Source organism: Haloquadratum walsbyi J07HQW2, assembly GCF_000415985.1.
In the GTDB taxonomy this organism is placed as follows: domain Archaea; phylum Halobacteriota; class Halobacteria; order Halobacteriales; family Haloferacaceae; genus Haloquadratum; species Haloquadratum walsbyi_B.
Window position 1 is genome coordinate 3,314,476 of sequence record NZ_KE356561.1, and the last position, 24,850, is coordinate 3,339,325.

The 24,850-nt window shown below is 46.4% G+C and carries 24 protein-coding genes; 12 read left to right on the top strand and 12 right to left on the bottom strand.

Annotated elements, in window-relative coordinates; all coding sequences use genetic code 11:
* Positions 1 to 146 precede the first annotated feature (146 nt).
* Positions 147 to 467 carry a hypothetical protein gene (locus J07HQW2_RS15445; RefSeq protein ID WP_021056578.1) on the bottom strand — a complete coding sequence of 107 codons (321 nt, stop codon included), beginning with the start codon at positions 465 to 467 and terminating at the stop codon, positions 147 to 149.
* 155 nt (positions 468 to 622) lie between these two features.
* Positions 623 to 1,558, bottom strand: a complete 936-nt coding sequence (gene sppA, locus J07HQW2_RS15450; protein WP_021056579.1) for a signal peptide peptidase SppA — start codon at positions 1,556 to 1,558, stop codon at positions 623 to 625.
* An 842-nt stretch (positions 1,559 to 2,400) separates the two neighbouring features.
* On the opposite strand from sppA, the gene J07HQW2_RS15455 reads away from it, so the two are divergent.
* A complete protein-coding gene (locus J07HQW2_RS15455) occupies positions 2,401 to 3,165 on the top strand; it encodes a competence/damage-inducible protein A (protein ID WP_021056581.1) in 765 nt (254 codons plus the stop codon).
* Positions 3,166 to 3,274: 109 nt separating this feature from the next.
* Positions 3,275 to 4,210 (top strand): HAD family hydrolase, encoded by a 936-nt coding sequence (locus tag J07HQW2_RS15460; RefSeq protein WP_021056582.1) that lies wholly within the window; start codon positions 3,275 to 3,277, stop codon positions 4,208 to 4,210.
* Between the two features lie 239 nt (positions 4,211 to 4,449).
* On the opposite strand, the gene J07HQW2_RS15465 is transcribed toward J07HQW2_RS15460, so the two are convergent.
* Both J07HQW2_RS15465 and J07HQW2_RS15470 read right to left on the bottom strand, forming a co-directional pair.
* Positions 4,450 to 5,175, bottom strand: a complete 726-nt coding sequence (locus J07HQW2_RS15465) for a metallophosphoesterase family protein (protein ID WP_021056583.1) — start codon at positions 5,173 to 5,175, stop codon at positions 4,450 to 4,452.
* 375 nt (positions 5,176 to 5,550) lie between these two features.
* Positions 5,551 to 6,141 (bottom strand): beta-class carbonic anhydrase, encoded by a 591-nt coding sequence (locus J07HQW2_RS15470; RefSeq protein WP_021056584.1) that lies wholly within the window; start codon positions 6,139 to 6,141, stop codon positions 5,551 to 5,553.
* Between the two features lie 364 nt (positions 6,142 to 6,505).
* Between J07HQW2_RS15470 and J07HQW2_RS19215 the strand changes: the two genes are divergently transcribed.
* The 3 genes from J07HQW2_RS19215 (at position 6,506) to J07HQW2_RS15475 (ending at position 8,378) form a co-directional block, all read left to right on the top strand.
* Positions 6,506 to 6,631, top strand: a complete 126-nt coding sequence (locus J07HQW2_RS19215) for a hypothetical protein (protein WP_303704246.1) — start codon at positions 6,506 to 6,508, stop codon at positions 6,629 to 6,631.
* A 630-nt stretch (positions 6,632 to 7,261) separates the two neighbouring features.
* On the top strand, positions 7,262 to 7,540 hold the full coding sequence (locus J07HQW2_RS19220) for a transposase (RefSeq protein ID WP_303704343.1): 279 nt from the start codon (positions 7,262 to 7,264) through the stop codon (positions 7,538 to 7,540).
* A 568-nt stretch (positions 7,541 to 8,108) separates the two neighbouring features.
* Positions 8,109 to 8,378 carry a hypothetical protein gene (locus tag J07HQW2_RS15475; protein ID WP_021056585.1) on the top strand — a complete coding sequence of 90 codons (270 nt, stop codon included), beginning with the start codon at positions 8,109 to 8,111 and terminating at the stop codon, positions 8,376 to 8,378.
* A 71-nt stretch (positions 8,379 to 8,449) separates the two neighbouring features.
* Here J07HQW2_RS15475 and J07HQW2_RS15480 read toward each other — a convergent pair whose 3' ends face one another.
* Positions 8,450 to 9,001, bottom strand: coding sequence for a GNAT family N-acetyltransferase (locus J07HQW2_RS15480; protein ID WP_021056586.1), 552 nt, complete (start codon positions 8,999 to 9,001; stop codon positions 8,450 to 8,452).
* A gap of 926 nt (positions 9,002 to 9,927) precedes the next feature.
* Between J07HQW2_RS15480 and J07HQW2_RS15490 the strand changes: the two genes are divergently transcribed.
* Positions 9,928 to 10,410: a pyridoxamine 5'-phosphate oxidase family protein gene (locus J07HQW2_RS15490; RefSeq protein WP_021056588.1), complete on the top strand. Its 483-nt coding sequence runs from the start codon at positions 9,928 to 9,930 to the stop codon at positions 10,408 to 10,410.
* Positions 10,411 to 10,574: 164 nt separating this feature from the next.
* On the opposite strand, the gene J07HQW2_RS15495 is transcribed toward J07HQW2_RS15490, so the two are convergent.
* The gene (locus tag J07HQW2_RS15495) at positions 10,575 to 11,003 is read right to left on the bottom strand and encodes a hypothetical protein (RefSeq protein WP_021056589.1); all 429 of its coding nucleotides are present in this window, start codon (positions 11,001 to 11,003) and stop codon (positions 10,575 to 10,577) included.
* Between the two features lie 249 nt (positions 11,004 to 11,252).
* On the opposite strand from J07HQW2_RS15495, the gene J07HQW2_RS15500 reads away from it, so the two are divergent.
* The 5 genes from J07HQW2_RS15500 (at position 11,253) to J07HQW2_RS15520 (ending at position 14,875) form a co-directional block, all read left to right on the top strand.
* Positions 11,253 to 11,912, top strand: coding sequence for a PH domain-containing protein (locus tag J07HQW2_RS15500; protein ID WP_021056590.1), 660 nt, complete (start codon positions 11,253 to 11,255; stop codon positions 11,910 to 11,912).
* Positions 11,909 to 12,439, top strand: coding sequence for a PH domain-containing protein (locus J07HQW2_RS15505; RefSeq protein ID WP_021056591.1), 531 nt, complete (start codon positions 11,909 to 11,911; stop codon positions 12,437 to 12,439). The genes J07HQW2_RS15500 and J07HQW2_RS15505 overlap by 4 nt, the downstream gene beginning before the upstream one ends.
* Positions 12,440 to 12,794: 355 nt before the next feature.
* Positions 12,795 to 13,193, top strand: coding sequence for a hypothetical protein (locus tag J07HQW2_RS15510; RefSeq protein WP_021056593.1), 399 nt, complete (start codon positions 12,795 to 12,797; stop codon positions 13,191 to 13,193).
* Between the two features lie 129 nt (positions 13,194 to 13,322).
* Positions 13,323 to 13,691: a DUF7475 family protein gene (locus J07HQW2_RS15515; protein WP_021056594.1), complete on the top strand. Its 369-nt coding sequence runs from the start codon at positions 13,323 to 13,325 to the stop codon at positions 13,689 to 13,691.
* 209 nt (positions 13,692 to 13,900) lie between these two features.
* Positions 13,901 to 14,875, top strand: coding sequence for an AAA family ATPase (locus J07HQW2_RS15520; RefSeq protein WP_021056595.1), 975 nt, complete (start codon positions 13,901 to 13,903; stop codon positions 14,873 to 14,875).
* A 70-nt stretch (positions 14,876 to 14,945) separates the two neighbouring features.
* On the opposite strand, the gene J07HQW2_RS15525 is transcribed toward J07HQW2_RS15520, so the two are convergent.
* The 6 genes from J07HQW2_RS15525 to J07HQW2_RS15550 all read right to left on the bottom strand — a co-directional run bounded on the left by J07HQW2_RS15525 (position 14,946) and on the right by J07HQW2_RS15550 (position 24,013).
* Positions 14,946 to 16,496 carry a hypothetical protein gene (locus J07HQW2_RS15525; protein WP_021056596.1) on the bottom strand — a complete coding sequence of 517 codons (1,551 nt, stop codon included), beginning with the start codon at positions 16,494 to 16,496 and terminating at the stop codon, positions 14,946 to 14,948.
* Positions 16,496 to 17,812 (bottom strand): DUF58 domain-containing protein, encoded by a 1,317-nt coding sequence (locus J07HQW2_RS15530; RefSeq protein WP_021056597.1) that lies wholly within the window; start codon positions 17,810 to 17,812, stop codon positions 16,496 to 16,498. The genes J07HQW2_RS15525 and J07HQW2_RS15530 overlap by 1 nt, the downstream gene beginning before the upstream one ends.
* A 2-nt stretch (positions 17,813 to 17,814) precedes the next feature.
* Entirely contained in the window at positions 17,815 to 18,408 is a 594-nt protein-coding gene (locus tag J07HQW2_RS15535) for a DUF7269 family protein (RefSeq protein WP_303704247.1), read from the bottom strand.
* Between the two features lie 128 nt (positions 18,409 to 18,536).
* Positions 18,537 to 21,422, bottom strand: a complete 2,886-nt coding sequence (locus tag J07HQW2_RS15540; protein ID WP_021056599.1) for a transglutaminase TgpA family protein — start codon at positions 21,420 to 21,422, stop codon at positions 18,537 to 18,539.
* Positions 21,423 to 21,513: 91 nt separating this feature from the next.
* Complete coding sequence (locus J07HQW2_RS15545) at positions 21,514 to 23,358, bottom strand: endonuclease/exonuclease/phosphatase family protein (protein ID WP_048075342.1); 1,845 nt, start codon at positions 23,356 to 23,358, stop codon at positions 21,514 to 21,516.
* A 214-nt stretch (positions 23,359 to 23,572) separates the two neighbouring features.
* Positions 23,573 to 24,013, bottom strand: a complete 441-nt coding sequence (locus tag J07HQW2_RS15550; protein WP_021056601.1) for a DUF4385 domain-containing protein — start codon at positions 24,011 to 24,013, stop codon at positions 23,573 to 23,575.
* Positions 24,014 to 24,141: 128 nt separating this feature from the next.
* Between J07HQW2_RS15550 and J07HQW2_RS15555 the strand changes: the two genes are divergently transcribed.
* Positions 24,142 to 24,468, top strand: a complete 327-nt coding sequence (locus J07HQW2_RS15555; RefSeq protein WP_021056234.1) for a hypothetical protein — start codon at positions 24,142 to 24,144, stop codon at positions 24,466 to 24,468.
* Positions 24,469 to 24,850 lie beyond the last annotated feature (382 nt).

A 24,850-nucleotide genomic window follows, 5' to 3' on the forward strand; every position in this document is an offset into this window, starting at 1 on the left:
ACGGGGCTTGACTCCGAGGTGGTTCACCCTACCGAGACCATCACACAGATAATCAATAGACATCGTCTCAGATCAAGTCCAATACCAAATCGGTAAATATCACATCAAGACTCAAAACCGATACCAGAGTACCCACGTATCTGGATTCACCGCTCAATGATTCGAATCCCATGAACACCTGTCGGTACTGCGGCGTTCAATCGAGTTTCAATCCACCGTTTAGTGTTGCTGTCGGTGTCGGCACCTACCTGTAATCCACTCATACTCAATCGGACTGTTGCCTGCGTTGTGATCTGTTCAGTGTATTCATTAACCATGTCAGATTTCTCAACGTCAATTGAATTGACCGTTGCATCACTACGATCGATTACTCGCTGAATAGCACTTCGTATAATTCCCTCGGGTTGGTCCGTTTGTGAGCTATCGAAGTCAACGATACAGTAGAACGTCTTCGAATTCATGCTCATGCTGATACTGATAATGTGGTCAGAACAAAAATGAGACTAGCGGACAGTTGGTGTAACAGTGATAGATGAAATTTACCCCATGTGAACATTCTCGAGTCTTAGGGAAGCAGACTGCTGATCGAATTGACCGAACTATACTCTATTTCTGTATTACACTATTTTAATTCGACGTCAATATCGCCGCCATCATTCGTGAACACACTTGCAACCCCGCTTCCAGCAGCGAACGCAATACGCTCCGTACCAATGCTCAATCGCTGAGCGAGACTCCGATTTGGTTTAAATTCTTGAATCTCAGGTTCAATATCAATTAGATCCTCAATCCGATCTTTGACATCATCCTCAGTCCCGAGTTCATCGATAAGTCCGATTTCAAGCGCATCACTTCCGAGATAGATGCGAGCCTCTGTATCACGAATTTGATCTGAGTCCATATCTCGACCCTCACTTACGGTCTCAATGAACTGGTCATAATACCCATCAACAATACTCTGGAGGTACTCTCGCTCGCCCTGCTCAATCTCGCGGAGCGGAACGCCGGCGTCCTTGTATTCTCCAGCAGTAAATTGTTCATATGAAATGCCAAGTTTATCGGCTAATCCAGCCGCGTTAGGTCGTGACCCAACAACACCAATTGAGCCAATAAGGCTGACATCTCTCGCCCACAACTCATCGCATCCACTTGCGATCCAGTATCCGCCTGAGGCACATGTATCAGTTGCATACGCAATTGTCGGACCATCAAAATCAATCGCCGCCCGACGAATATCGTCACTTGGAAGCACCTCTCCACCAGGTGTGTTGAGTTCAAGAAGTAGTGCCTCAATTGCATCATCATCATCTGCATCTTCAATACGTTCGACAATATCATCAGCAGCCGATGCTCCTGATGCTGACAGTGGTGATGGTCCACCGCGGTCACGCTGAATTGGTCCCGAGACTATGACCTTTGCCACATTATATTCCTCAGCGTCACCGAAACGACCACCTGTGAGTTGTCCGATAATTTCTTTTCCAGCAAGGGTCGCTACGGCTCCCGTTACCCCGGCGGCTAACAGAGCCGGTCTACTGCCGTCTACATCGAATTTCATGTCCTATTTAGATAGCCTATCCATGGGTATAAATCCGCGAATTTACTATTCAATCTATTTGATACTGCTCCATGTCTGCTGATTAAATGTGGATTAACTGTCGACTAGTGAGAGGCTGCTCATCTCCCCCCTGCTGAAAATCCTCATAATCGTACAATAGATATACTACGTCAGAATCTCTTCAGTTACAACAAACTCCGGGCATCACAGCTCACAAATACAAAAATTCAAATTCGCAACATACAGAAGTTACTAATCAGATCGAAAATAATTACACATGCTCGTTAAGAGACACGCTATGATATCTCGTATACTGCAGGGTTGCCCCCACAGTCAGGACATGTACTGAGATCTGGCTCAAGATTTGTACCACAATTACGACACTCAATGTGGGTTTCTGTGATAGACGTTTGGTCAGTCTCGCCGATTGGCAAGAAATACCATAACTCACGAAGTCCCATGAGTATAATCAAGATATACATTAGATGAGAATAAATCTAACGGCAAATGAAATAGATATCAATACAAAAACTATACATTAAAGCACTTATTGCTGATAAAACGCTCGTAAATACAGTTTTTTAAATTTATTTGAGTTCACGTTAATTAAATAGCAACTCACTGATTCTAACGATTAATTAATCATAAGTAGTATTATTCACGTGTCGTCCCCTCAATCTGTAAATGGGTATACTACGGTTTCTTGTTGTGTCTATCTCTTAACGAACGACCACATTACTCGCTGGTGAGATATTAATCTTGGAGTTCACCATCTGAGACATTTGACCTGTTGTCTCTGTAGACGAAACTGGTATTACGCTATTAGTATATAAAATATATAAATGAGAGTCGCCCTCCTGACCATTGGTGATGAGTTGCTTGCAGGTGATACGACCAATACGAACGCAACATGGCTTGCAGAGCGTCTCACAGAACGTGGTGTTGCGGTCAGACGGATACTTACTGTGCCTGATGAGCACTCACTTATCAAATCACGAGTATGTGAGTATTGTGACAGTTTCGATGCAGTGATTATCACTGGTGGTATTGGCAATACCCCTGATGATGTAACTATCAGTGCCGTTGCCGATGCATTCAATCGAGATCTTGTAGTCAGTGAGCAGGCTCGAATTGATATCATAGAAACACTCGAAACTCTCAGCGATACAGTGCCGAATTTAGATGTAGACATTGATGCCGAGGCAACTATTCCTGAAGATGCACGTCCACTGTTAAATACCGAAGGATTGGCTCCTGGTTGTGTTGTTGAGAACGCCTATGTCTTGCCAGGAATTCCAAGTGAACTGGAGGCGATGTTTAATAAAGTCGCGGAAGAATTTAATGGTGAGGCAGTTTCAAGCTTCCTCTATACGATCAAGCCAGAAGCGAATATTGTATCTGCGCTGAAAACAGCTGGTTCAGAGTTTGATGTGTCGATAGGCTGTTATCCGGACAGAGATGCTGGTCATAATCGAATCAAAGTGACCGCCACTGATGAGGAGACACTCACAGGTGCAACAACATGGCTTCAAGATCAGATTGATGCCAGTGATACACCAGTCGAACGAGACTGGGCTGAAGATATCGAATATGATCAGCAAAATTGATTCAGCGATAACTGTTAACTCGCGTATATTATCTGACACTCAAAGAAATAACATATGCTCATGTTTTGTCTGATAATGAGTGTTGCTCACCGTCTATTGAGATCTAAGAATGTCTGAATCGCCTCAGAAGACGGCACTTTGTCTTGATATTGATGGCACACTTTATCGTGATGGATCTGTATTTATTGAGTCAATCAGCTACCTGCCATTCGTTCAGTCCAGTCACTGGTCACCAACTGACCGCCGTATGCTTCGACGAGCCGTTGGACTCGTGGGGGGCTACTACGGAAACATCTGGACAGAGAAACGATGGCAAATGACACTTCGAGTGGTAGATATCCTCCAGCGTACTGGAAATAATAAGTTAGCCCTCTCATTACTCGACACCCTCCGGGAGCTCCAGGCACGACTCAATAGTGTGATTACTTCGGAATATTCACTCAACTCACCGTCGACAGGTAATTATAATGAAATGCGAATTTCATTACTCGATAAATACGCAAAAGCAATCACCACACATCACCGAGCCGACGTCCGAACAGCAGTCGAAAACGCGATCAGCCGGTGTACACTCATCGATGACACAACAGCCACCGCGTTAGAGGATATTACGACATCACTATCATCAAGTGAACTTGTACTGATTACGGATATGCCAACTCTGATAGCCGAAATGTTCGCCAGCGAAGCGATTGCAGCCCCTGTTGAGACAGTCGTGGCGACAAAGTTCGAAACCGATCAGAGGAATCGATTCACTGGGGAGTTTCAGTCAATAAATAAGTCTAAAATGATTAAAGTACTCAACAAGCGCTATAATTGGGATCGCGTTATCGCAGCAGGAGATACTGTTCGAGATCTCGAGATGCAATCAACTGCTGATCAATTCATCGCTGTCTCTGGACAGGGTCGAATCGATGAGCATCTTCAGGAACCGTATGTAACTGCTTCTAAGTCAAATGCTAACCCGATAGATGGTTCAGATAACGTCTATGTTCCGAGAGACGTTTCACTCGGCATGGTCTTACGGAGAGCAATTCCACCGTAATCACTGATATCTAAAGATTGCAGCGAGAGTTCCACGGGTCACCCGACCCGTGGTCGTTTAGGAGTACACAGTCAATCTCATATATTAGTTGAGTAGGTTAGTATCAGCATTACTTTATTTTCTAATTCAAACACAGCGCCTTAGCTGGTAGTGAGATCCCATCTTAGCATATTCTCGTCTCTCCAAACTCTCAGAAGAATATCCAGCTGTTGACGTAGTTCAGAACGCGTACAACCAGCTCATTCTGCGCGACCAGCCATCAGTTCCAATGGATTTTCAGTGTCGATAATCGCATAATTACCACTGACAGGCTTTTTCGGTGTCTCTTTGCTCATAGCATTAATCGATACGTGTGATAATCCATGGAGCTTCGTGCGTCCTGGTTGATGAATATGACCGCTCACACTAAGCTTGGCTGTCCCTTGGAGAATGTCAAGTGTCTCTTTGCGATCCCATGGATATGCCCGCTCTGGATAGTTTCCAAACCAAACGTTATCATCAATCGAAAACTGCCCAAGTGGATGATGCGATAATACAATGGCATCCGGCGGCAAAGCGTTCTTAAGCCAACTACGCTGGTCAGAGCCAATTATTCCTCGAGCCCCGATATTCTCTTTAATGGAGTCAAGATAGACGAATGCTTGATTATCAACCCAAATTATGCCATGGAATCTATCCTGATCGAGAACCTCACCGAGTTCACCCTTTGAGTGTGTGGCAACATCATGATTCCCGAGCAAATACGTTACCGGTGACACCCAGTCATCAAATATTGATTTGAGTTCAAGCAGGTGTTCTCGATCAACTTGCTCTGTCGACTCCTGTAATAAATCTCCAAGAATAAATGTATGAGATATCTGGCTGTCATTCATATGCTCATCCTTGATTTTATAGAGCCGTTCAATGATCTCATCATGATATGCTTCCCGCAAATGAATATCCGCGATAATCCCAATAGTGCTCATTGAGTCCCCATTGATATGTGATTCATTTGAATATGCAAATTCCGTATATAGATCATTTCGTCCGGACTCAGATGTTATTTGCTAATATATCTATAGAGCAATACATATACAATGTCCGCGAGCGCTCTCGTCTTTCTCAGGTGGCAATACCCGAGTACAATTGCCTGCTATATTGGGTGTCAAACAGCAATCGAGGATATGTCGTTTTGATATAAATGACTGAAACTCCACTCCAGTACAAGGCAAAACTGAGAGTATCCATTGGAAATAATATATATTCACGTGATAATGGCGACAAATTAGCTAACTCGCGGAACTGTTAGTGTGATTGTATTCGCTTAATCAAAAGATGAAATACCGATCTATCTGTCGATACTATTGTCGTTCGCTGATCACTTCACCTACGCGATTACCGGGACGACGCAACTCCTCAGACTCAACTTCATACACATATCCTGTGATAGTAACCGAATCAGGAATGAGATCAGACTCACGTAGATGCTCAACCTGCGTTGCACAAGCCTCATCAATATCATCGGTCATATTTACCCAGTCCATTATGTCAGCGTCGCCAATATTCAGCGCTGGTAGTGATGGATTGAGATCAATTTGATCAAGATCACCAGCTTCGGCTTCAAATCCTTCACGAACTGCCTCATCTGGCGCGCTCATCATTCCACAGTCGGTATGATTGATAAGAATAATTTCGTCAGTATCAAAGAAGTTCGTCGTTAGCGCAGCTGAACGAATCACATCGTCAGTAACTTTGCCTCCAGCGTTACGGAAGATCTGTGCATCACCAAGTTCGATCCCAAGAGTTTCTTCAACCGGAATGCGTTCATCGATACAGGTGATAACGAGAAGATTCTCATTTGTCGGAATCCCCTCTCGACGACGCCGAGCCCACATTTCGCGGTTTTCAACTGATTCATCAACTTGTTCATGTACCTGCTGACTATCAGACATCAATTTCATATTGACTCGAACAGTGCTTATAACTGCGCTTTCCACGCTTTTTGACCGGAGTCTATTACGCCGGTTTGAAACTAGCCATTACACTGATAGTATCGATGTGAATCCGAAGATAGATTTGATGAATATGCTGAATGGGTATTATTTTTTACCAGTTCATATGCGGTAAGCCCCTACCCCGTCCTCAGGGGGCAACACAGCGAAGCAAAGCGAGGAGCGCAGTAGGGCGTGGAAGGGGGAGGGGATACAGCGCCGTCATCATCTACCAGACACCGTTCTGTTGCAGCCCCACCCCACCCCACCCCACAGACCAACGCGAATCACAGCGGTTAAATTCATAATTTACGTAAAGTATGACGTGGCAAAGCGTAAAACAATCTCTATCCGCGAAGATCAAGAAGAGTGGATTCAGGAGAACCACCTGAACCTCTCTTCGTTCGTCCAGGAGAAACTCGACGAACTAATTGAGGAGAGAAATCAATAATAATGCATTATGCCTACAGGTATCGACTCCACTGCACCCAACCGAAGCCCAGCGAGAGACGCTGGACTCTCGCCGCGATACCTGCAGGCAACTGTACAACCACGCACTCAACGAGTTCGAGCAAATCCCTGACTCAGCGGGAACGCTTAACCAGCGAGTGCGTCAGGTCCACGACCATCTCACTGACCTCACAGACTGGTGGGACGAGCTTACCGACCTGTACTCAACAGTCGCGCAAGCTGCTGTGATGCGCATAAAAAGAGTATCACAGCTCTCTCAGGACTCACACAGAACGGGTACAACGTTGGTAGTTTCAATTGGCAATCACCACGCGAGTTTCAGACTTTCACGTATGTACAGTCTGGCTTCGAGTTTGAGTTCGGCAACAAAAACTTAGACCGTCCTGTCACTCTCAGTTTCGAAACTCGCTGATATTCCTATTACCGTTCACCGTGAGATCCCCGAGGATGTCACGGTCAAAGAAGTACCTATCAAGAAAGAGCGAACTGGTGAGTGGTACGCTTCCTTTGCTGTCGAAGGCAAAGAAGAGCCCGAGAAACCAGCGAATCCTGACGTTGCGTTGTGTTGGATTGGAATGAATTGAATGAATTGAATTGAATTGACGTTGGTATCCTCACATACACTCACGACACGGATGGACGGGCTGTCGGCTCAGTTGCAGTTGATCTTCAACGAGAGCGGGAACGCCTCAAGCGCGAACAACGCTCGCTCTCACGGAAACAGCACGGGTCGACCAACTGGGACTGGGAGAAGCAACGACTGAGACTCGCTGAGTGCCACCAGCAACTCAGGCAAAAACGCCACCGCCACGAGTTCTTGCACAAACTCTCGAAGTATTATTCTACCGAGTACAATTTGGTAGCTATTGAGGATTTGGATGTGATGTGAGCTCGATGTTGGAGTCGGCTGGCAACAGCCAGAACATCATACGGCTTCGGCAGCGTGGGATACGTTCACCACACTGCTCGAATACAAGTACAAACGCGAAGGTACACACTCTGTCGAAGTAGAGCTGCGGCTGCGGGGACGACCACAGAGTGCGCGTCGTGTGGTGTGGCGTGGCGTTGAATCAGACAAACCGTTGTAGGTGCGCGAACATTCTTGCCCTGCCTGGGGGTTCGAGATGGATAGAAGTGCAAATGCTAATGATTCTCTGGACAGTTTGTCGCGTGGTTTTAAAAATCTCGGACTAGGACTGGGACAGTCCAAATCAACGCCTGTGGAGACTGCGCTTGCGCTCGCGCTCGCTCGCTCTCGCTCTGTTCACCTCGTCGGGTAGTTCCGAGGTTGTGGATGGGATGGAAAGCGCGTCATAGAAACAGGAAGCCCTACTCCTACTCTCAAGGAGCGACCGGTGCAAGCCGTGAGCGAGTAGGCTGGGGTAGTTCACATAGATACCCTGCTAGATGTCACTCTGTCTCAGCACATATATCCGATAGTGTTGGTCAGGTATTGTATGAGACCACTCAGAGTCAAACTCAATATCTCTGAGGCGGGTGATCATAAACCAGCACGAGAGGCGTTCGAAAAGATATCCACAATACATGACGATCAAGCGATTTTCCAGATTAATCAAACACAGTATATCGATCAAGACACCTGGGGATTCAAAATAACATATCGCACGCAGAGTGAATTCATACAAACTGTTTGTTTGGGTGATATTGAGCGGGTAATGTGGCGAGTTGCACCAAATTCATTTGATCGAAAAATAACGTCTAAATGAACTGCTCTGGGTCAAATTGAAAATTTACGAACTTTCTCACGGTGGAAACCTGATAGAGACAATTTGATAACTTAGCTCATAGGGACTGGACGCACTGCAAGTGCTGCTTCACATACACAAGATGTTCCACATTTCGGACAGGGTCCATCAGTATGTCCGGCAATAGAGTGTGTATGCACGATATCATACTCGTGCGTGGTAAGCAACTGTGCCGGGGAGTCAGGACCGCCATGGAACCACGCATCAGCGATAAAGTGGTCTACATCCCGTGATTCACCAATGTCGTGTAACCGCTCGATTAGAGAGCTGCCAATTCCTTCACCAGTCCGGTCAGGATCGACGTACCCTGCATGAATAAACCCATACCGGGATTCCGGCGGAATCTGTTCGACTGTATCGATAAGGTGCATGGCGTCTTGTAGTTGTTTTCGTGATTCATATATCGTGAGTGCCATGACTCCTACCGGAGTATCGTTCTGCTCTGCGACTCGAACATATGTCCCAGCACTCTCATTATTTACTGGGACATCATACGACCAACCATCAGCAAAGTGTGATGTAATGAGCGAGGCAACTTCATTCGTCTTACTATCATCGTCGGTGAACGGGCGTATGCTCGGCATCTACTATCTATCGCGTGTGCGTATATATTGATATTTGTTTTGGCTTTATAAAGACATAGTGCACACCACTGAGAGCCGATTCTCTATTTGCGGCTAGACTCGTCGATATACCAGCTCTGAGCCGCGGGTTAGCAATTGAATCTTGACGAACAGTACTTGCACCGGTTATGTCTGTACCCTTGTCATCAATCGCAGATATCAGACACACTAATTAGCCAGGTCATCACATCGTATGTTTTCGTATCACAGTGAGCTCTGCATGATATCCACAGCAAGTCTGCACCCATTTACGTACACGCATACAAGCGACTGCTGTGCCATGTTCCGCTCGACCGAATCATATTTGTGGAGAATTTGGTCACGTGATCGGGGCACTTGTCAGTCATTATTGATACTCAAATCTGCACGTTCTGAGTTGTCGAGAGTGATATACTGATATATCGCTCAGTAGCCTGATGAATATGAAACATAAATGTCATATATATCTCTTCTTAATGATACTAACGAGTGTGTATGCCCTCCAAACGCGAACTTGTCGGTAATCCCTCTCGAAGTAGTGGTTTGAATTGGTCAGAAATTCAGTGGGGTCGCATCGGTGCATTTCTAATTGGCGTCAGCTTTTATATTGTGATACCTTCTATCTTCAATTCTGATCAGGTATCACCGCCGATAACTGCGGTTACTTCGGTAATTCCGATAATACTGTTATACTATAGTTTCACACAGATCAGTTGGCAAAAAACACTGAGAGTAGGCGTCGGCATGGCTATGGTTAGCTTAGCTGGGATGTATCTCCTATATTAGTCTGTGAGTCAAAATGTTCGGCAATAACTACTGGACATTGAGTACCAGTTCTATTAGATAACTAGATAAGCAAATCATGGTTTTCAGAACACTCAACAGAGGGCTAATCTAAATAATTAGTAGTGACTGAGGAATCTTCATCGCTTTCATCGAAGACAAAAGCACGACAGACCCTTAGCGAAGCTCAAACATGTACACTGGCAACAGCATCACAGGACGGCGTCCCTGAAGCGGCAACAATTCGATTTGTTTCCGATCAGAATCTTGATATGTATATTACCACTGAGTCGATGTATCGAAAATATGAAAACATGACAGTTAATCCACGGGTTGCGCTTGTCGTCGATGGGTCACAGTATAATTTACAATTAGAGGGAGTGGCAACAGAGGCGCATGGTGAGACTGCTGAGTTTATCAAACAAAAATATACAGAGAAATACGGATCGAGTAAGTATCTTAATAATGATGATAGTGTGTTTTTCGAGATCATCATCGATTGGGCTAGACTTCTTGTCGATGGTCAATTTCCACCAGAGTTTGAGATGGTAATTGGGAGTACTGATTCGGATCCACATAGGGTCACAGCAGGTCACGACGAGAGATAATCAACTTAGTTGGAGCATAATGCAAAGTGGGGTCACTCAGGTGCTGAGCCTCATATTCGTAAGTAGCGATATGAATATCATTTAGATATGCAACCGTACAGGTTACATTACTATTTGTGATTACTTGAACCAGTGTGAGCCATGACGGTCATACCAGAAGCTAATCAACTATTCTCAATGAGAAATTCTCTAAGCGATTCAGTAACTTCAGCGTCGGCGTGCGTATCACTGAGAATCTCATGTAATGCATCGGCGAGCATCGTGACTGAGTTATCATCGAATTGTGCTTCAACAATCTGGCGATCCCCATGAAGTCGTATTGTTTTGATCGTCGGTGTGTCGTGAATGACCTCAGTTTTTTCAGTGAATCCAGCCTCAGAAGGGTAATCATGATCAAGACGATCTAATCCGACAGGCGTGATTGAGTATAGTCCACGATCGACTTCTGTGACAAGCCCAGCCGCACACAATTGCGCTAATGTCTCTAAGACGGTCTCATCATCAAGATCACTTTGTTGATGAATGTGATGAGTATTAGACCGTCCATGAGCGAGCACCTGTAAGATACTTGTTTCAGCATCATCCTGCGTCATCAATATACGCTGTTTTGTTTTCAGACATGTCGGTATTACCATTTTCTGTTCCATATCAGCCCTCTTCTATCATCTGGATTCTTCCAATTCTGTTGAGATTGTGAGAGGTACATGCAGTAATTCGATTATTACATTCTGTATCTGAATGTAGTCTAATACAAATAGAGCGATGAAGAGATATTTGTATGACTGTCTCTAATATGTACATCGGGCACGGTGGTTTTTTGAGTTGACCACATATGTGTATCTATGTCTGAAGAGGTCTCTCAAGATGTATCAGGGCGCAACGTGGCTGATACCGCTGACGCTGATCTTGATCTTGATTGGCTTACACTTGAAGAGGGTGAATCAATCCAGTGGGTCAGCACGCCACATCAATACAGTATGATCCCTGCATTTGTGATTGGTATCCCGCTGTCAATTATTCTCATTGGAATCCCAATCATTGTTGGTTCATATCTTCGGTATACGAATACAAATTATGTTATCACGAATCGTGGACTGTATAGTAAACGTGGAATCATATCTATGAACGTCCAGCAGATTGGGTTTGAAAAGGTTCAGAATACATCGTACTCACAATCAGCTCTCGGCTCATCATTAGGATATGGATCTGTTGATATTAGTACAGCCGGTGGGTCAGGCGTCGAACTCCAATTTCGTAGCATCCCGAACCCAGCGTCAGTACAAGAACTGGTCGCGAGGGAGATCGATACTCGACGACAGGGTGATTCAGACTCGACATCAAATACCGACGACGTGCTAGATGCAATTCTTCAGGAACTCCAGACAATTCGTTCGGCAGTGACTGATGATGAGACTAATAGCGATACTGAGGGTATCCGCCTCGCCGGCAATCACACATCGGCAAAACAGGTGTCGGATAATGAGGATAGTGAGGATCGATGAGCGACAAGTGGCGATTTCTATTCGATGATGAGCGCATCGTTTGGCAGGGAAGTCCCCGATTCTCAGCAGCTGCCGATAGCATCGGAATTGGTGTCAGCATTGTTATTTTCGCCCTTGTAATGGCAGTCATCGTAGATATACGACTCGTTCTAAGTGGTATGCTTGGCATTGGCGTTATCATATGGGCGATACGCCGGGTACAACAGACAGAATATATTGTTACAACTCGAGCAATCTGGCTGAAGCGTGGTGTAATTAACAAAACTGTGCGACGGATTGAGTTATCGAAGGTGCAGAACACGGCTTACAGCCAACCCGTCACTGGGTCGTTGTTTGGATATGGGACAGTAACCATTGAGGTTGCTGGTGGAGGCGATTTACAATTTCGACGAATTGATAACCCAGAAGTGGCACGTGAAACAATCACTAATCGGATCGGGAATACGAGTGAGAGAATCCCAGGGTCAAACGATCAGTGGCGTTCGGTGCTACAGCTCGTCCGTGAGATCCGAGTTGCAGTCGAATAGCTATCTCAGTATGGTAGAGATTAATTAAGAGGTGACATTCCGAGTAGCCTGGAGTGACTGCCCCTCCAATATCGATTTATCAATCCGTCCAATCCTGAAATCCCCTCGTCAGCTACCACGGGTGAAGCCGCGCCGTAGGCTTCCGCGCTGCTACCGCTGTGACTTCGGCTCTCTCGTACTAACATGAAATTATGATTCGGTTTCGGTACATGTATGCGTGTATCGCTATTGATTGACATCTTCCAACGCCTGAAGACACGGGTATTCTCCTTGTGTTCTATAATAGAGTTCTCTGAGTGACAGTTCTGGACCATCGCACAGTAGGATTTTGATTGAGTAGACATACAATATAACTATGCAATTCAAACAGAGAATCCGTTCATATTATGCTGCACTTCGTGCCGGTGATCCTCTTGGTGAATTCTTTGCAGATGAGGACTCAATTGTCAAATTCGGCATTTCAGATCGGCTTGCCGGTGGAAGCGCAATTACTGAAGGGCTCAGCACACAGACAGACCGGACCACGGATTGGGTTGTTGACAGCAAGAATCTCATTGTATATGATGCAAGTACTCATGCATGTTTCAGTGACGAGGTTCGACTTGAGTGGACTGATACAGTTGAAGATGAGCGATATGAGTTCGATACACGCTGGAGTGGAACGCTTGAACTGAAGAATTCTGATACTGAGGCGAGTGAAGATGATCTGATTTTTATTGGCATGCATGTGAGTACCCCTCGGTTCTTTCGATAGATATCCCTGAGCTAAGACGCAGTTATCAACTGATTCGATAGTAATAGATTACAATATGAACTCATTTAGTGTGAATAGTAATGTGCATTAATCCCAATATTTTACCGGCGGTAGCACTTGATCATATACATGGGATCAGCACTTGAGCAGGCGGAGTCTGAGCCATCGACAGGGATAGTAGGTTCAAAACTTGAAATGACGGTAATTGGGTTGTTGACGATCACAGCAATCACACACTTATACGCTGGTGTTAATCAGGCGATAATCCCACCGCTTCTTCTTGCAGGACTCGGCTTTCTCGGTGGCATCGGACTCTACATTCGAGGGACCAGACGACATTTACTGACGATAGCTGCTATTCCATACACAGCAGTGCAGATTCCACTTTGGTTTGTCATCAAATCTGGAAACTTTACTCCATTAGGCTATCTTGATAAAGCTGTACAAGTCCTCTTGATCATCGCATTGGTCGTCTTGGTCTTTCGACAACGCAAGTAGTCATCTCATATACGAGTTAGATATTCCACGTAGTCGATGAGCGATCATATCGACACTGCTCTTAGCACAGTAACGCGCTAGTGGATCAACTCTGACCGTTCTGTTGAGAACACCGCATTTTGATCACTCACTGAGTATGTGTCCGACTGAAAGGAAATACTGCGATAAATAAAACCGAGAATAGGTCCGATTATAAATCACCACCGAGCATGACGATCAATAAATTTTCAATAGACGAGGCAACCAGATATATAGAACGTATCATCGATGAGGTCAGTAATGCAGTTATTACCGATCGCTCATTTTTAGAGACAGTTACCGCTGGGTTACTCGCTCGTGGTCACGTCTTAGTTGAGGACGTGCCTGGAACTGGAAAAACACTCACTGCAATCGCGTTGGCAGACGCATTAGGACTTGAGTACAATCGAATTCAGTTCACACCAGATCTTCTACCAAGCGACATTACCGGGACAGATGTATTTAATGATCAGACAGGTGAGTTCAGTTTTCAACAGGGACCGATCTTCGCTAACGTTATTCTGGCTGATGAAATCAACCGTGCCCCACCAAAGACACAATCAGCATTACTTGAAGCGATGGATGAACAGCAGGTAACTGTCGGTGGTGACACATACTCACTTCCAGAGCCGTTTTTCGTTATTGCAACACAGAATCCAGTTGAGCAGGAGGGTACATTTAGTCTACCTGAGGCTCAACAAGATAGATTTATACTCAAAGCGTCAATCGGCTATCCAAGTCGTGACGGTGAACTTGAACTGATTAATCGCCGCAGTAATCGACAAATAACAACACCTGAGGTTGATTCTGTCATCGATCCTGAACAGGTTCCAACACTTCGACAGACACCCGAATACATCTCAATGCGTCTCAACGTTCGTGAATATCTCATTGATATCGCTCGTCAGACTCGCAACGATGATCGTGTTGAGGTTGGCGTCTCACCACGTGGGATCCAGCGATTCTATGAAGCTGCGCGTGCCCGTGCTGTTATTTCTGGACGGTCGTATGTGACACCAGATGATGTCAAAACAATAGCTTCAGCAGTGATTACACATCGCCTTGTTTTGACCTCAGAAGCTACAATTCGAGATGTCAAACCTGAAGCAGTGACTCGTTCCGTGCTTGATGCTGTTGAGGTGCCCGCTGCTCAAGGCACAAATTAACTTTTGGGTGATATAGCAGTATGGATCAACAAGGAGTTCTCAGCGTTTTTAGTCATAGTCATAGTCATAGTCATCCTCGCAATATTGTCAGGAGTATCAGTACCGCTGGCACGAGAACCACCAGCCCAGTGAGTGCACCGTCCCGAGAGGCAGACAACCGCATAACAGTTGACTGGAGACCCCATGCGATACCGATTCCAAGTACTGCAATAGTAGTCGTATTAATACTGTGTAGTATCGTCACGCGGGTGCCACTATCAGTTCCGAGTTCAGACTGAGCTGTGACTCCATGACGATTTGAATCCCACGCAATAATTGCAAGTGCAACGCCACTGAAGACAATCGCTGGGGCTTGATCGAAAATACCAATACTGAGAGTGCTACCAATGAGTCCTGTTCCTGCAATTGCACCGCCGGTCGCATTCGACGGGAGATATCCAATCACTGCTGAGATAATACTCATAACAAGGACGACTGCAAGTGCAGAAAGTGCAATCTCAATATAGATAACCACTACCCCAACCGGTGAGATTAGTTGCACAAGTTCTGCTATCTGTGGCTGAATAACGAGCGGTAGTGTCGATATGGCAGACTGGATTCCTGTGCTCGTCATAAATGCGAGAAAAATAATCACACTAATTCCAATTGAGACCGGCGCAATCCACTGTGCCGTATCTATAACATTCCCGCTCAATCGCTGGATAAGATAATTTAATGTAATAATACCACTGCAGACGCATATAGTACTAACAAAGAAAATACGGAGTCCAGCTGACATGAAGAACTCAACGAACAGTGCTAAGTATGGAATCCGTCTGATGAGTATTGCCAACCAGCCGATCTGTACTGCTAGAATACTGAGAAGCGTTAGTCCGATGATGACAAATGCAAGCTGCCACAGGATTGTCTGAACCCGATCAATGATTGTCTGAAGCCGTTTGCGCCGCCTTCGAGAAGCGACTTCGGTTATCGGCATTGCTTGAGTAGTCTCAGTTATGATGACAGCTGATATTGTCGCCTCAATACCGGTAATAAATAGACCAACAGACAGCGAAGACGGATTGATGAGCAACTCAACGATTATCCCAAGCGGCAATGCCGGGAGTGATGTCTCAGTAAGTATATTCAATTGGAATATAAGAACTGCAGTCGCTATGGCACCCAAAAATAGCTCAATAACTGCTGTTTGTTTCCAAATATCGATTAACACATCTTGACTCGGTCCCCCGCGACGGGTCATAATCACCCCATATGTTGCGATACCGACACCAAGTGTAACACCAATATACATGATCAGACTGCCAGTAAGTTGTTCTACGGACTGCTCGGTGCCTCCAAACAAAAGTGCCTCAAGCGTTCCACTCTCGATGGCTGCCACACCGATGCTTGTAATGCCGAGGGCTGCACTCAGTGGGAGTAATACTGTGGTTACTCCTGTCGAGAGTGTAGAATTGCGCTCTTGTATAATAGTTATAATTGCAAGTGTGCTACCTGCAGTTATGCTGAGCATCACACTGATTGGTGCATTTATTTGATATATGAAAAGAACCACGGCAATAAAGACTGACATCGCAGTGATAGTACTCGCCACTCGGGTTGCTCCTGACTCACCGCCTGTCATTACGCGTTGATCCCCCTCAATGCTCGTGAAAGCGCTATCGGGAGCTTCTCATCGCGCTTCCAATCGACGACTGTTCCACCGAGTGTGCGTATCTCAAATAGTCGATTAGTGCGGTTAAGATGAGCAATACGTCCGCCAATGTCGGTATTCGATATCTGTGGAGAGAGAACTGTCAACTCATGCCCGTCAGCTCGGATCGATTCAGTAATTGAAACGGCTGCATCATCTAATGCAGGAGTGCAGAATAACACCTGTTCATGATCGCTAAGACGTGAGAGGAGTCGATGTTGGTCAACCGTTCCTCCGTCCACAGCAAGTGCTGCCGCATCAGTCGTTACATCGTCATTCCCTGTTGTGGCCGCATTGCAGATCATAGCCGCACGCGCTGCAAACGCTCTTTGCTCATCAGTCGATGCATATGCTGGTGGTGGATCTGACCGAACTGGGTCAGGTGTCCCGAGGGCCATGACTGTGAGGTTATGTCCATCGTCGAGAAGAACACCTAAACTAAGTGTTGCAGCGTATGCACAGAGCGTTGCTCCTGTTGGAAGAGAAGGTTGTGAACTCACATGAGCGGCTGCACGGGCATCGATTATGATTGCGATTTGAGCCGCTCGTTGTTCATGATACTCAATTGTAGAAAGCTGCCCTGTCTTTGCATACTGATTCCAGTTAATCCGTCCAATTGGGTCGCCTGCTTGGTATTCCCGCGTTGCATAGAATTCAATTCCAGAGCCTCCAGTTTCCGTCGCCACCGGACCGGTAGTGCTCATCGTTTGATCGGCGATTGGGATATCATCAACACTCACACGAGACTCAAAACTGGTCTGTCCGTGTGGGGTGATTGTTGACTCAGCCACAATCGTTCCGCTCGCATTTCGGGCACGAATCTGTACTGAGTCAAATTCATATGTCCCTCGGTTGGTGCTTACTGAGTATTTGACTGTGAGTTTCTGTCCTGCTCGAAGGATTTCACTCGTGTAGGGCTCTCCCTCAATAGTGCCTAATTCTGCCGGTATACCATCAGCAACCCGAAGATCAGGAATCGTTGAATCGCCCGTATTTACGATTGTCAGTGTCACCGATACCGGCTGTCCAGGCAGGGGAGCTCCCGGGGAGAGTTCCCGTTTGACATGGAGTTGATTGTCGATCGATGGCTCCGTTGCGAGCGCATCTTGTAAAATAAAAAGGAGCGGTATGGTCCCCGCAAAAAGAAGTGTTCGTGAACCAGCTCCAATACCGGCAGCAACAAGCACAGCTGTGGCTGCAATGAGACTCCGATATCGATGCTGATGCCGGTGGACCTGCTGGGTCATGATTACTCACTCTCGACTGATTGCGAACCAGCAATCTGATCAGCAACGCTCCCTGGCTTCCGGGGTCCTGAGTGAGTCCGTGCTGACGGGTCATATTGCATATCAGATGCCATATATTTCGATTCGATTGCGCGGAGTGTTCTTCGAACACGCATTTCGTATGCGGAGCCCGGATACAACCATGCATAGACTCGATGTCGGAGTGGATAATCAACTGTCGCTGACTCAGTTAGAAACGCGGCTGCGTATTGGTCACTTGTCCACTGACCGCTTTCAATATAGTTACGTGCTGTTTCTCTTGTTTCGAATTTATGTGTATGTGTGTATAGATCGGCGAGCGATGACTTGAGTTCAGATTTAAGTGCTTTCGTATTAGACTCTGTGAGATTTAACCTCTGATCTCGTTGTCGATTGAATTTTGTGGTTAATTGCTTTCCTGCGATAGCTACATCTCGTGTTACTGCACCAGAGTCCGCTTCTGGAAATGGATCCGAAATCATCGTTGCCCGCCGAATCCATGAAGCAATAAACGCATATATGCTGATGAGTATCCCGATTATCAATAATACTGTGCGCGTGCTGAATTGATTCGTCATTACTTGGAGTGATCGCTGAACAGCACCAGGTAGACGGTTAGGTGTATATATTGCAATCAGCGCAAATATCAGCATTAATATCGCAATCAATGAAACAGTCCATCGAGCTATGCGTTGACCTGAACGTCTCATTCGTTTTTATTCCGTAGTGAACTCCGGATTGTCTGGAATGCATCCTTAGCGTTTTTTAATTGTGATTTACTCGTGGTTTTCACTCCATACTCTGTTTTACAGTAAATCTGTGTCAGGACATTAACCGGCTTTGATGGGGCTCCTCGATTGATTGCGTACGTCGCCACTTCTCTTGGTGTTTTCGTGCGCAATTGAGGCGGACCAACACTACGTGCGAACACATACCAGATTTTCCGGACGATTGGCTCTGCCTCCGCCTCTTCTGTATCTGTCTCGGAGTCAGGTGACCCTGAGACGTCTTCTTCACTCCGTATCAATTGGATCTTATCTTTTATTACTCTAAAGAGTGTCCTGACCCCCCGACGAAATATAGACACAATCCGGCGTGGACTCAGTGTTATCAAATCAACAAATCTATCCACAGAAAGATGCGCACGGGGTGTGAGAATGAAGCGTCTTATTCGCATCAGCAGTCGGTAGAGTCGATTCCATACACGAGTGATAGTTATTGTAAGTTTGACGAATACATCAGTCACGAATACCGGGATCCGGCTTAGTGCCGCGTGAATGCGCCACAGAATGGATTTGATTACGTTTCTATTGCGACGAAGTAGCAGTATTCCGACGATAACGAGAACCGATACGCCAATAAGAACTCCTGCGGCAGTTCGATATAGTCCTGATATTGTTTGCTGTGCCTTCGTATTATTCGGTCCGACTGCAGTCACAGATACCGACTGTTGCAGTGGGATCGTTGCACCAACCGTTCCATTTGGACCAGTCTGACCGACTGTTGACCCAGAGAGTGTTACGGTGGCGTTCGAAACTGGCGTCTCCGATTGCATTACAGTAATCTCTGCGTCAGTCAGTGGAAGCAAAACACCGAACTGTGGTGTTACAGTGATACTCATTAAAGAAGTGTTGTTTTGAGTTGACGCAGTTGAATCCGGCGTTGGCACCGGTGTTGATGTCGTTGTTAGTACAGAATCTCTTGTTTGTGCTGGCGTTGAGGTCGGTGATGAGTTCATAACACGAATCTTCGTCGCTCCTGACGCCGCCTGCCGTGTCACATTAACCGAGTGCCTTCCTGTGGTGATATTATCTAATGCGAGAGTGAATTCTCCTGAGCTATTCGTGTATCCTCTGACATTCCCGTCCAATGTGACGGCGCCACCCTGAACTGGGACGCCACGGATTGCCGTCGATACTAATACAGACTCCCCACGAACCGTCGGGCCAGTCACATCAACTGAGACATTTGTTTGACTTTGACATTTGACGACTGCCTCGCTCTGGACTGAGCATCCCGAATCGTGTATCGGTCCAGGGAGTGCTTTCGGCGCTGAGAGTTTATACTGATATGAAGATCCTCTCAGTCGAGGAACTCCACTAACCGCCGGGGGAGACACATCTTCTGTCGTAACCGTCTGCCCGTTGAGATACTTACCCTGATCACCTGGCGGGCGTGCCGATACTGTTACGGTACTATCGTAGGGCAATTCTGTTGTAACGGATCCACTCGCATCTGTCCACCCGACACGTTCTGTGTTGATACGGACTGGAGCACCAACCACCGGGTTATTATTTTTCTCAACTGAGACATCAACGGCTGCCCCTGCGACTACTGTCCGATTTAGCGTAATGTTGTATGGTGGCTGTGGATCTTTCGTTGGGAGATTCCCAGGTGGGGTTGGATCAAACCGAATCCATCCGGTAGTCGGGAAATACACTTCAACCCATGCGTGACCGGTATCGCTCGTAATAAGATAGCGATCCTCGCTAACTTGTGTTCCGCCTGCAAAGCCAACCACATAGCGAGCAGGAATATCCTGTGAGCGAAGCATTACCGTCATTGCTGTTGCGAAGTACTGGCAGTATCCTTGATCCATCTCGAAGAGGAATTCATCAACAATTGGTCTACCACGTTCATGTGAAGCGCTCAATGAGTACGCCTTTGACTCTTCTAGCCACTCTTCGATCACAGTCGCTGTTTCATATGGTGTCTCAGCATCTGCGGTAAGCTCGTCACTAAACGATTCAACCCGCGATGGCGTGTCCTCTGGTATCTGTGTATACTGGCGGAACAAAGTACTCGGATAGTCTTTGCCAGCGCCCCTCAGTATATGTGGATCACGAGGGGGTGCTGCACTTTGTGCTGTGTATGTCGTCTCCTTTGGCAATGGTTTGGGTGTCCGAAACGTCCCTGCTGTAGAGACTTGAATCTCGTTTGAGTTATCCTGAATATTGACGCTCTCAGGCTGCCATAACACTGGCAGTGATGAGGTATTCTCAAGTAGTGTTACCTCATACCTTGCTGTCTGCTGTCCGGTTGTCTGCTGGTTATTTGGTATCGACCCTGTGTATGGTTGTGATTCTGTCTCAGAAGCCCATGTCGAACCGGTATATTCTGTATACACTGACTGCCGCCAGTAGCCTGTTCGAGAGGATTCAATCGTAAATAACGGTATCTTCGCGATTTGTCCTGAGTTAGGCTGTATTGAACCGATAGCCGTTGACTCTGGCGGTTCAGCAAGCGTGCTTGCTCTTGGGGACCCATATCCTGATCGAGTTGATTCGCTACTCTCCTGTGATGAATCTGACTGTGATTGAGTATCTGCCGATGACGAAGTCATCTGTCCTGAGTTGGGTTCCCCCAGAGCGCCCTGAGTATTTTCAGTAGACTCAGTGATGTCTCCTGTGCCGTTATCAGAACCGTTATTTATCTCATCAATGGAGCCAGAATCTGAGAGTACGCCTCCATCGACCGGTGGAAGAACCATTGCAGTGATAATGAGTGCGCAGATACTAATGACAACTAACAACCCCTCAGGAATCACTCGATTGTCAGTATCGTCATCACCACTAGGACCCGCCGATGGCATAGAATATACTCATTAGTTTTATTTTCGTGCTTTTATGTTGTCGGCTCAGTCGTATCCTGCTTGTATATCTGTCAATTAATCGAAGAAATTATCAGTTTGAGGATGAATCGCCCTCTGGACCACGGCTCAGGGTGGCGCGAACACCGCGATGATCAGACTCAGCAGTTGTTCCAAAGGTCGATGCATTCTGGACAGTCAGTCCACGAACAAACACATAATCAATACGTCGAGACGGAGTTGGTGTCTCAAACGTTTCTCCATTCTGTCGACCGGTCCTATCCCAGGCATCAACAAATGACTGAGACATCAATCTGATCGGTTGTTCAGTCGGTGTGGCATTGAAATCACCAAGCACGACTGCAGGGTCGGTTCCATCGAGAAAGTGTTGAATTTTTGCAGTTTGTCGTACACGAATTTGCCCAGCTGTGTCGAGATGAGCAACTACGATCGACAGAAGTCCACGGGGGTGATCAACGACTGCATGTAATGCATCACGAGGTGGACCATCTGTCTGAGGAAGTGAAATCGTCTGTGAATGCGTAATTGGATAGGTCGAAAGCAATGCAACGCCATATCCTTCAGCGCTCGTTGACGGCGCAATAGCGTGATGATATCCAAGTCGTGCCGCAAGCCATCGAACACCATGGGTGTGACCCGTGGTTAATCGCGTTCCGGTTGTCTCCTGCAGCCCGATGATTCCAGCACGTTGTGCTTGGAGTACATTCGCAACTGACTCAAGATTGTATGCTCCTGTGGGATCGAAATATCGACGGATATTGTATGTAGCCACACGAAGTTCAGTCTCAGTTGTGTGTTCCATCTGTGGGGCTGAACGCCATGCAGCAATTGTGCTGATACTACCAGTTGCAAGACAAGCAAGCATGCTTCGCCGGGTTTGGATATATCCGGTGGTTGAAGACTCTGAGTCATTCGATGGAGTTCGGATACTCACCGCAAAAGCAGTCAGAGCGATTAGTACAGTTAAGCCGGTCATGAAACTCACTGCCCTGCCTTCGAGAAACATTCCTCCAGGGGCAAATGCAGCATTGAGTGCGAAGACAAAGCCAAATAGCATTGCTAAACACGCACCCTGAACACACGCGGTGAAGATACCAACATGCCAGACTTCCATTTGATTGCGTCCGCCTGTGCTAGCAAGAATAGGAACTGAAGTGGCAGCCAGCACTGTACCGGCAGCCCCGAACATTCCGCCAGTAAGAATGCCAGCTATTCCGGTGATTACGCTAAGATCTGCAAGGATAGTCCGTTGAACCAATGAAAGAGGCTGCACTGCAACAATTACTATACCTGTTGTGAGACCACCGACTGAATACACAACCGCAGAAAAGTACGGATAACCAGCCCACTGTGCTGATGCAACAGGAGCAGCAAGCCATGCACTACAGAGGAGAAGAACGCCTGCAAGCGGTGCAAACGATGGCAATGTTGTTGTAGTGATAAATTGGTCTGTCGCCTCATCACCACGTGCAAGCGATACAAATATTAATAGAAAAACGATCCCGACAATCCCAACACGACCAACCGTCGTTGCATAGAGACTCACTGCACCAGCGATTGCACGGGTCATGATGATAGTAAGAACTCCAAGACCGGTTGCGACACCGATGTGTTGATCAAGCATGGACGTTTCGACAATTAATAAACTAGTGAGTGAGATTATCGCGACTGCTGCCCCGAGAAGTGAGATAATCGGCATCGTAGAAAATGAGATCAATATACCAACCGCTGTCAAGAAGATCAATACCCACTCACGTTGTGTCGAGTATGACCGAAGCACAATTGGCACCGTTATCCCAGTCACGAGCGTACAGGCAAGCAACGCCGTTGCATTCGGTCCTGCTGTTGAGAAATTGAGAATGAATACGCGCGTGATCACCCGCTTTGTCGTAATAATAAGAACTGAAACGATGAACACCGCACGGACAAACGGCTGACTGACATTAATATATGGAACCAGACAACAAGCGCTGAGCGTATCTCTCACTTCACTGCATGATACTGAAGTATATTATTTTATTAGCGCTACTCATGGATTCTACCGCTGGGATTGGTCATGAGTATATGAGATCACTGTATATTGTCACATTAGCGAAAAGATAGTTCGAAATCATTCATTAAAACTAGTATGTTCACTCTTTATCCCACTCCTGTCGGCGACGCCGGTAGGTACCATCATCTCGAAGCCGATCGAGATGTTGTTTGTATACGACTGCGATTTCACGCTTTTCGTCGTCATACCACTCTTGCGCTTTGCGTTCTTCACCATCTTCATATTTCTGCCCACCAGGGTATTTTGCATATCGCATTGCACGAGTCCATCCCATCTGGAGGTATTTGCGAGCGAGATCCATCCCCGGGAATTCATCAGCGTCACGATATTCCTGAAACTTTTCATAAATTTCTGCTGCTCCGTCCTCAGCCGAATCGAGTGTTTTTATCGACCATAGTGGGAGTAATTCGCTTTTATAGGGCTCACATTTGAATACATCTTGTTCCCCACGACCGATCTCATACTCACCTGGATTCGCACGGAAATCAATGTCATACTCCGGACCATCATCCTCAGACATTATATCACATATTGAGCGCTAGCGGCGTTAATACTACGCTTATTTCGACTTATTTGATTTCCCCGTACATAATAATAGACATCATTTTCCAATCTGGTTTCTTATTGTTGTATAACCTCTAATATATCATGTCTCTTGATACAATAATTATCACCAACACCGCTGCGGAGAAGTCCAAGCGATATCTAAGTAGCTCTCAACTCAAGAAAGTACTCAGAGAGGAGACTGGCTATATTTGTCGACAGGCGTCTCCAAATCACGATGGACTATACGCTGATAATAAGTTCATCATGCGTGGCGATTTCTTTGGACAATCGCTTGATATCATCTTTGCCGTTGAGGATGATCACATTGTTGTTATAACACAAATGTCACAACACTCAGATAGCCTTCGCGGACGATTCTATGAATTTATTGGATCCTCGGTGACAGCCGCAATTGAATACGCGAACTAACTGTTTATGTTTATTTTTCCGTGTATCCACAGGAAGCTGACGCTAATGTATACGAGACTCAACTATCTGCCTCAGAATTTAAAATGAAGTAGGGTAGTGCGAGTGTTCCCTTACATACGTGACATCCTCGCCCGCCGTAAACGGCGGGGCTTCCCGCACTGCGGGAACCCCAACCCGAACCCGAACCCGTTGTCGTTGTCAGGTGAGGTGAGGTTTCAGGGCACTGCACTGCGCTCAGAATCTCGGACGGCAGGTTCCCTGTCCCTACCTTGACCCTGAGTGCCCTGTGGTTGTGGTGCTGTCACCGGCACTCCCATCCGCCAGCATGTCATGTCATTGCCGTCCGGTCCGGTCCGGTTTCAGCGCTCGGCTCTCACCCCCA

Coding starts and splice junctions, on each gene's coding strand:
- J07HQW2_RS15535 (WP_303704247.1), bottom strand. CDS start 18,408: ATGACGAATCAATTCAGCACGCGCACAGTATTATTGATAATCGGGATA.
- J07HQW2_RS15445 (WP_021056578.1), bottom strand. CDS start 467: ATGAGCATGAATTCGAAGACGTTCTACTGTATCGTTGACTTCGATAGC.
- J07HQW2_RS15530 (WP_021056597.1), bottom strand. CDS start 17,812: ATGACCCAGCAGGTCCACCGGCATCAGCATCGATATCGGAGTCTCATT.
- J07HQW2_RS15495 (WP_021056589.1), bottom strand. CDS start 11,003: ATGACGCAGGATGATGCTGAAACAAGTATCTTACAGGTGCTCGCTCAT.
- J07HQW2_RS15470 (WP_021056584.1), bottom strand. CDS start 6,141: ATGTCTGATAGTCAGCAGGTACATGAACAAGTTGATGAATCAGTTGAA.
- J07HQW2_RS15505 (WP_021056591.1), top strand. CDS start 11,909: ATGAGCGACAAGTGGCGATTTCTATTCGATGATGAGCGCATCGTTTGG.
- J07HQW2_RS15475 (WP_021056585.1), top strand. CDS start 8,109: ATGAGACCACTCAGAGTCAAACTCAATATCTCTGAGGCGGGTGATCAT.
- J07HQW2_RS15555 (WP_021056234.1), top strand. CDS start 24,142: ATGTCTCTTGATACAATAATTATCACCAACACCGCTGCGGAGAAGTCC.
- J07HQW2_RS15515 (WP_021056594.1), top strand. CDS start 13,323: ATGGGATCAGCACTTGAGCAGGCGGAGTCTGAGCCATCGACAGGGATA.
- J07HQW2_RS15525 (WP_021056596.1), bottom strand. CDS start 16,496: ATGACAGGCGGTGAGTCAGGAGCAACCCGAGTGGCGAGTACTATCACT.
- J07HQW2_RS15500 (WP_021056590.1), top strand. CDS start 11,253: ATGTCTGAAGAGGTCTCTCAAGATGTATCAGGGCGCAACGTGGCTGAT.
- J07HQW2_RS15455 (WP_021056581.1), top strand. CDS start 2,401: ATGAGAGTCGCCCTCCTGACCATTGGTGATGAGTTGCTTGCAGGTGAT.
- J07HQW2_RS15510 (WP_021056593.1), top strand. CDS start 12,795: ATGCAATTCAAACAGAGAATCCGTTCATATTATGCTGCACTTCGTGCC.
- sppA (WP_021056579.1), bottom strand. CDS start 1,558: ATGAAATTCGATGTAGACGGCAGTAGACCGGCTCTGTTAGCCGCCGGG.
- J07HQW2_RS15480 (WP_021056586.1), bottom strand. CDS start 9,001: ATGCCGAGCATACGCCCGTTCACCGACGATGATAGTAAGACGAATGAA.
- J07HQW2_RS15540 (WP_021056599.1), bottom strand. CDS start 21,422: ATGCCATCGGCGGGTCCTAGTGGTGATGACGATACTGACAATCGAGTG.
- J07HQW2_RS15550 (WP_021056601.1), bottom strand. CDS start 24,013: ATGTCTGAGGATGATGGTCCGGAGTATGACATTGATTTCCGTGCGAAT.
- J07HQW2_RS15520 (WP_021056595.1), top strand. CDS start 13,901: ATGACGATCAATAAATTTTCAATAGACGAGGCAACCAGATATATAGAA.
- J07HQW2_RS15465 (WP_021056583.1), bottom strand. CDS start 5,175: ATGAGCACTATTGGGATTATCGCGGATATTCATTTGCGGGAAGCATAT.
- J07HQW2_RS15460 (WP_021056582.1), top strand. CDS start 3,275: ATGTCTGAATCGCCTCAGAAGACGGCACTTTGTCTTGATATTGATGGC.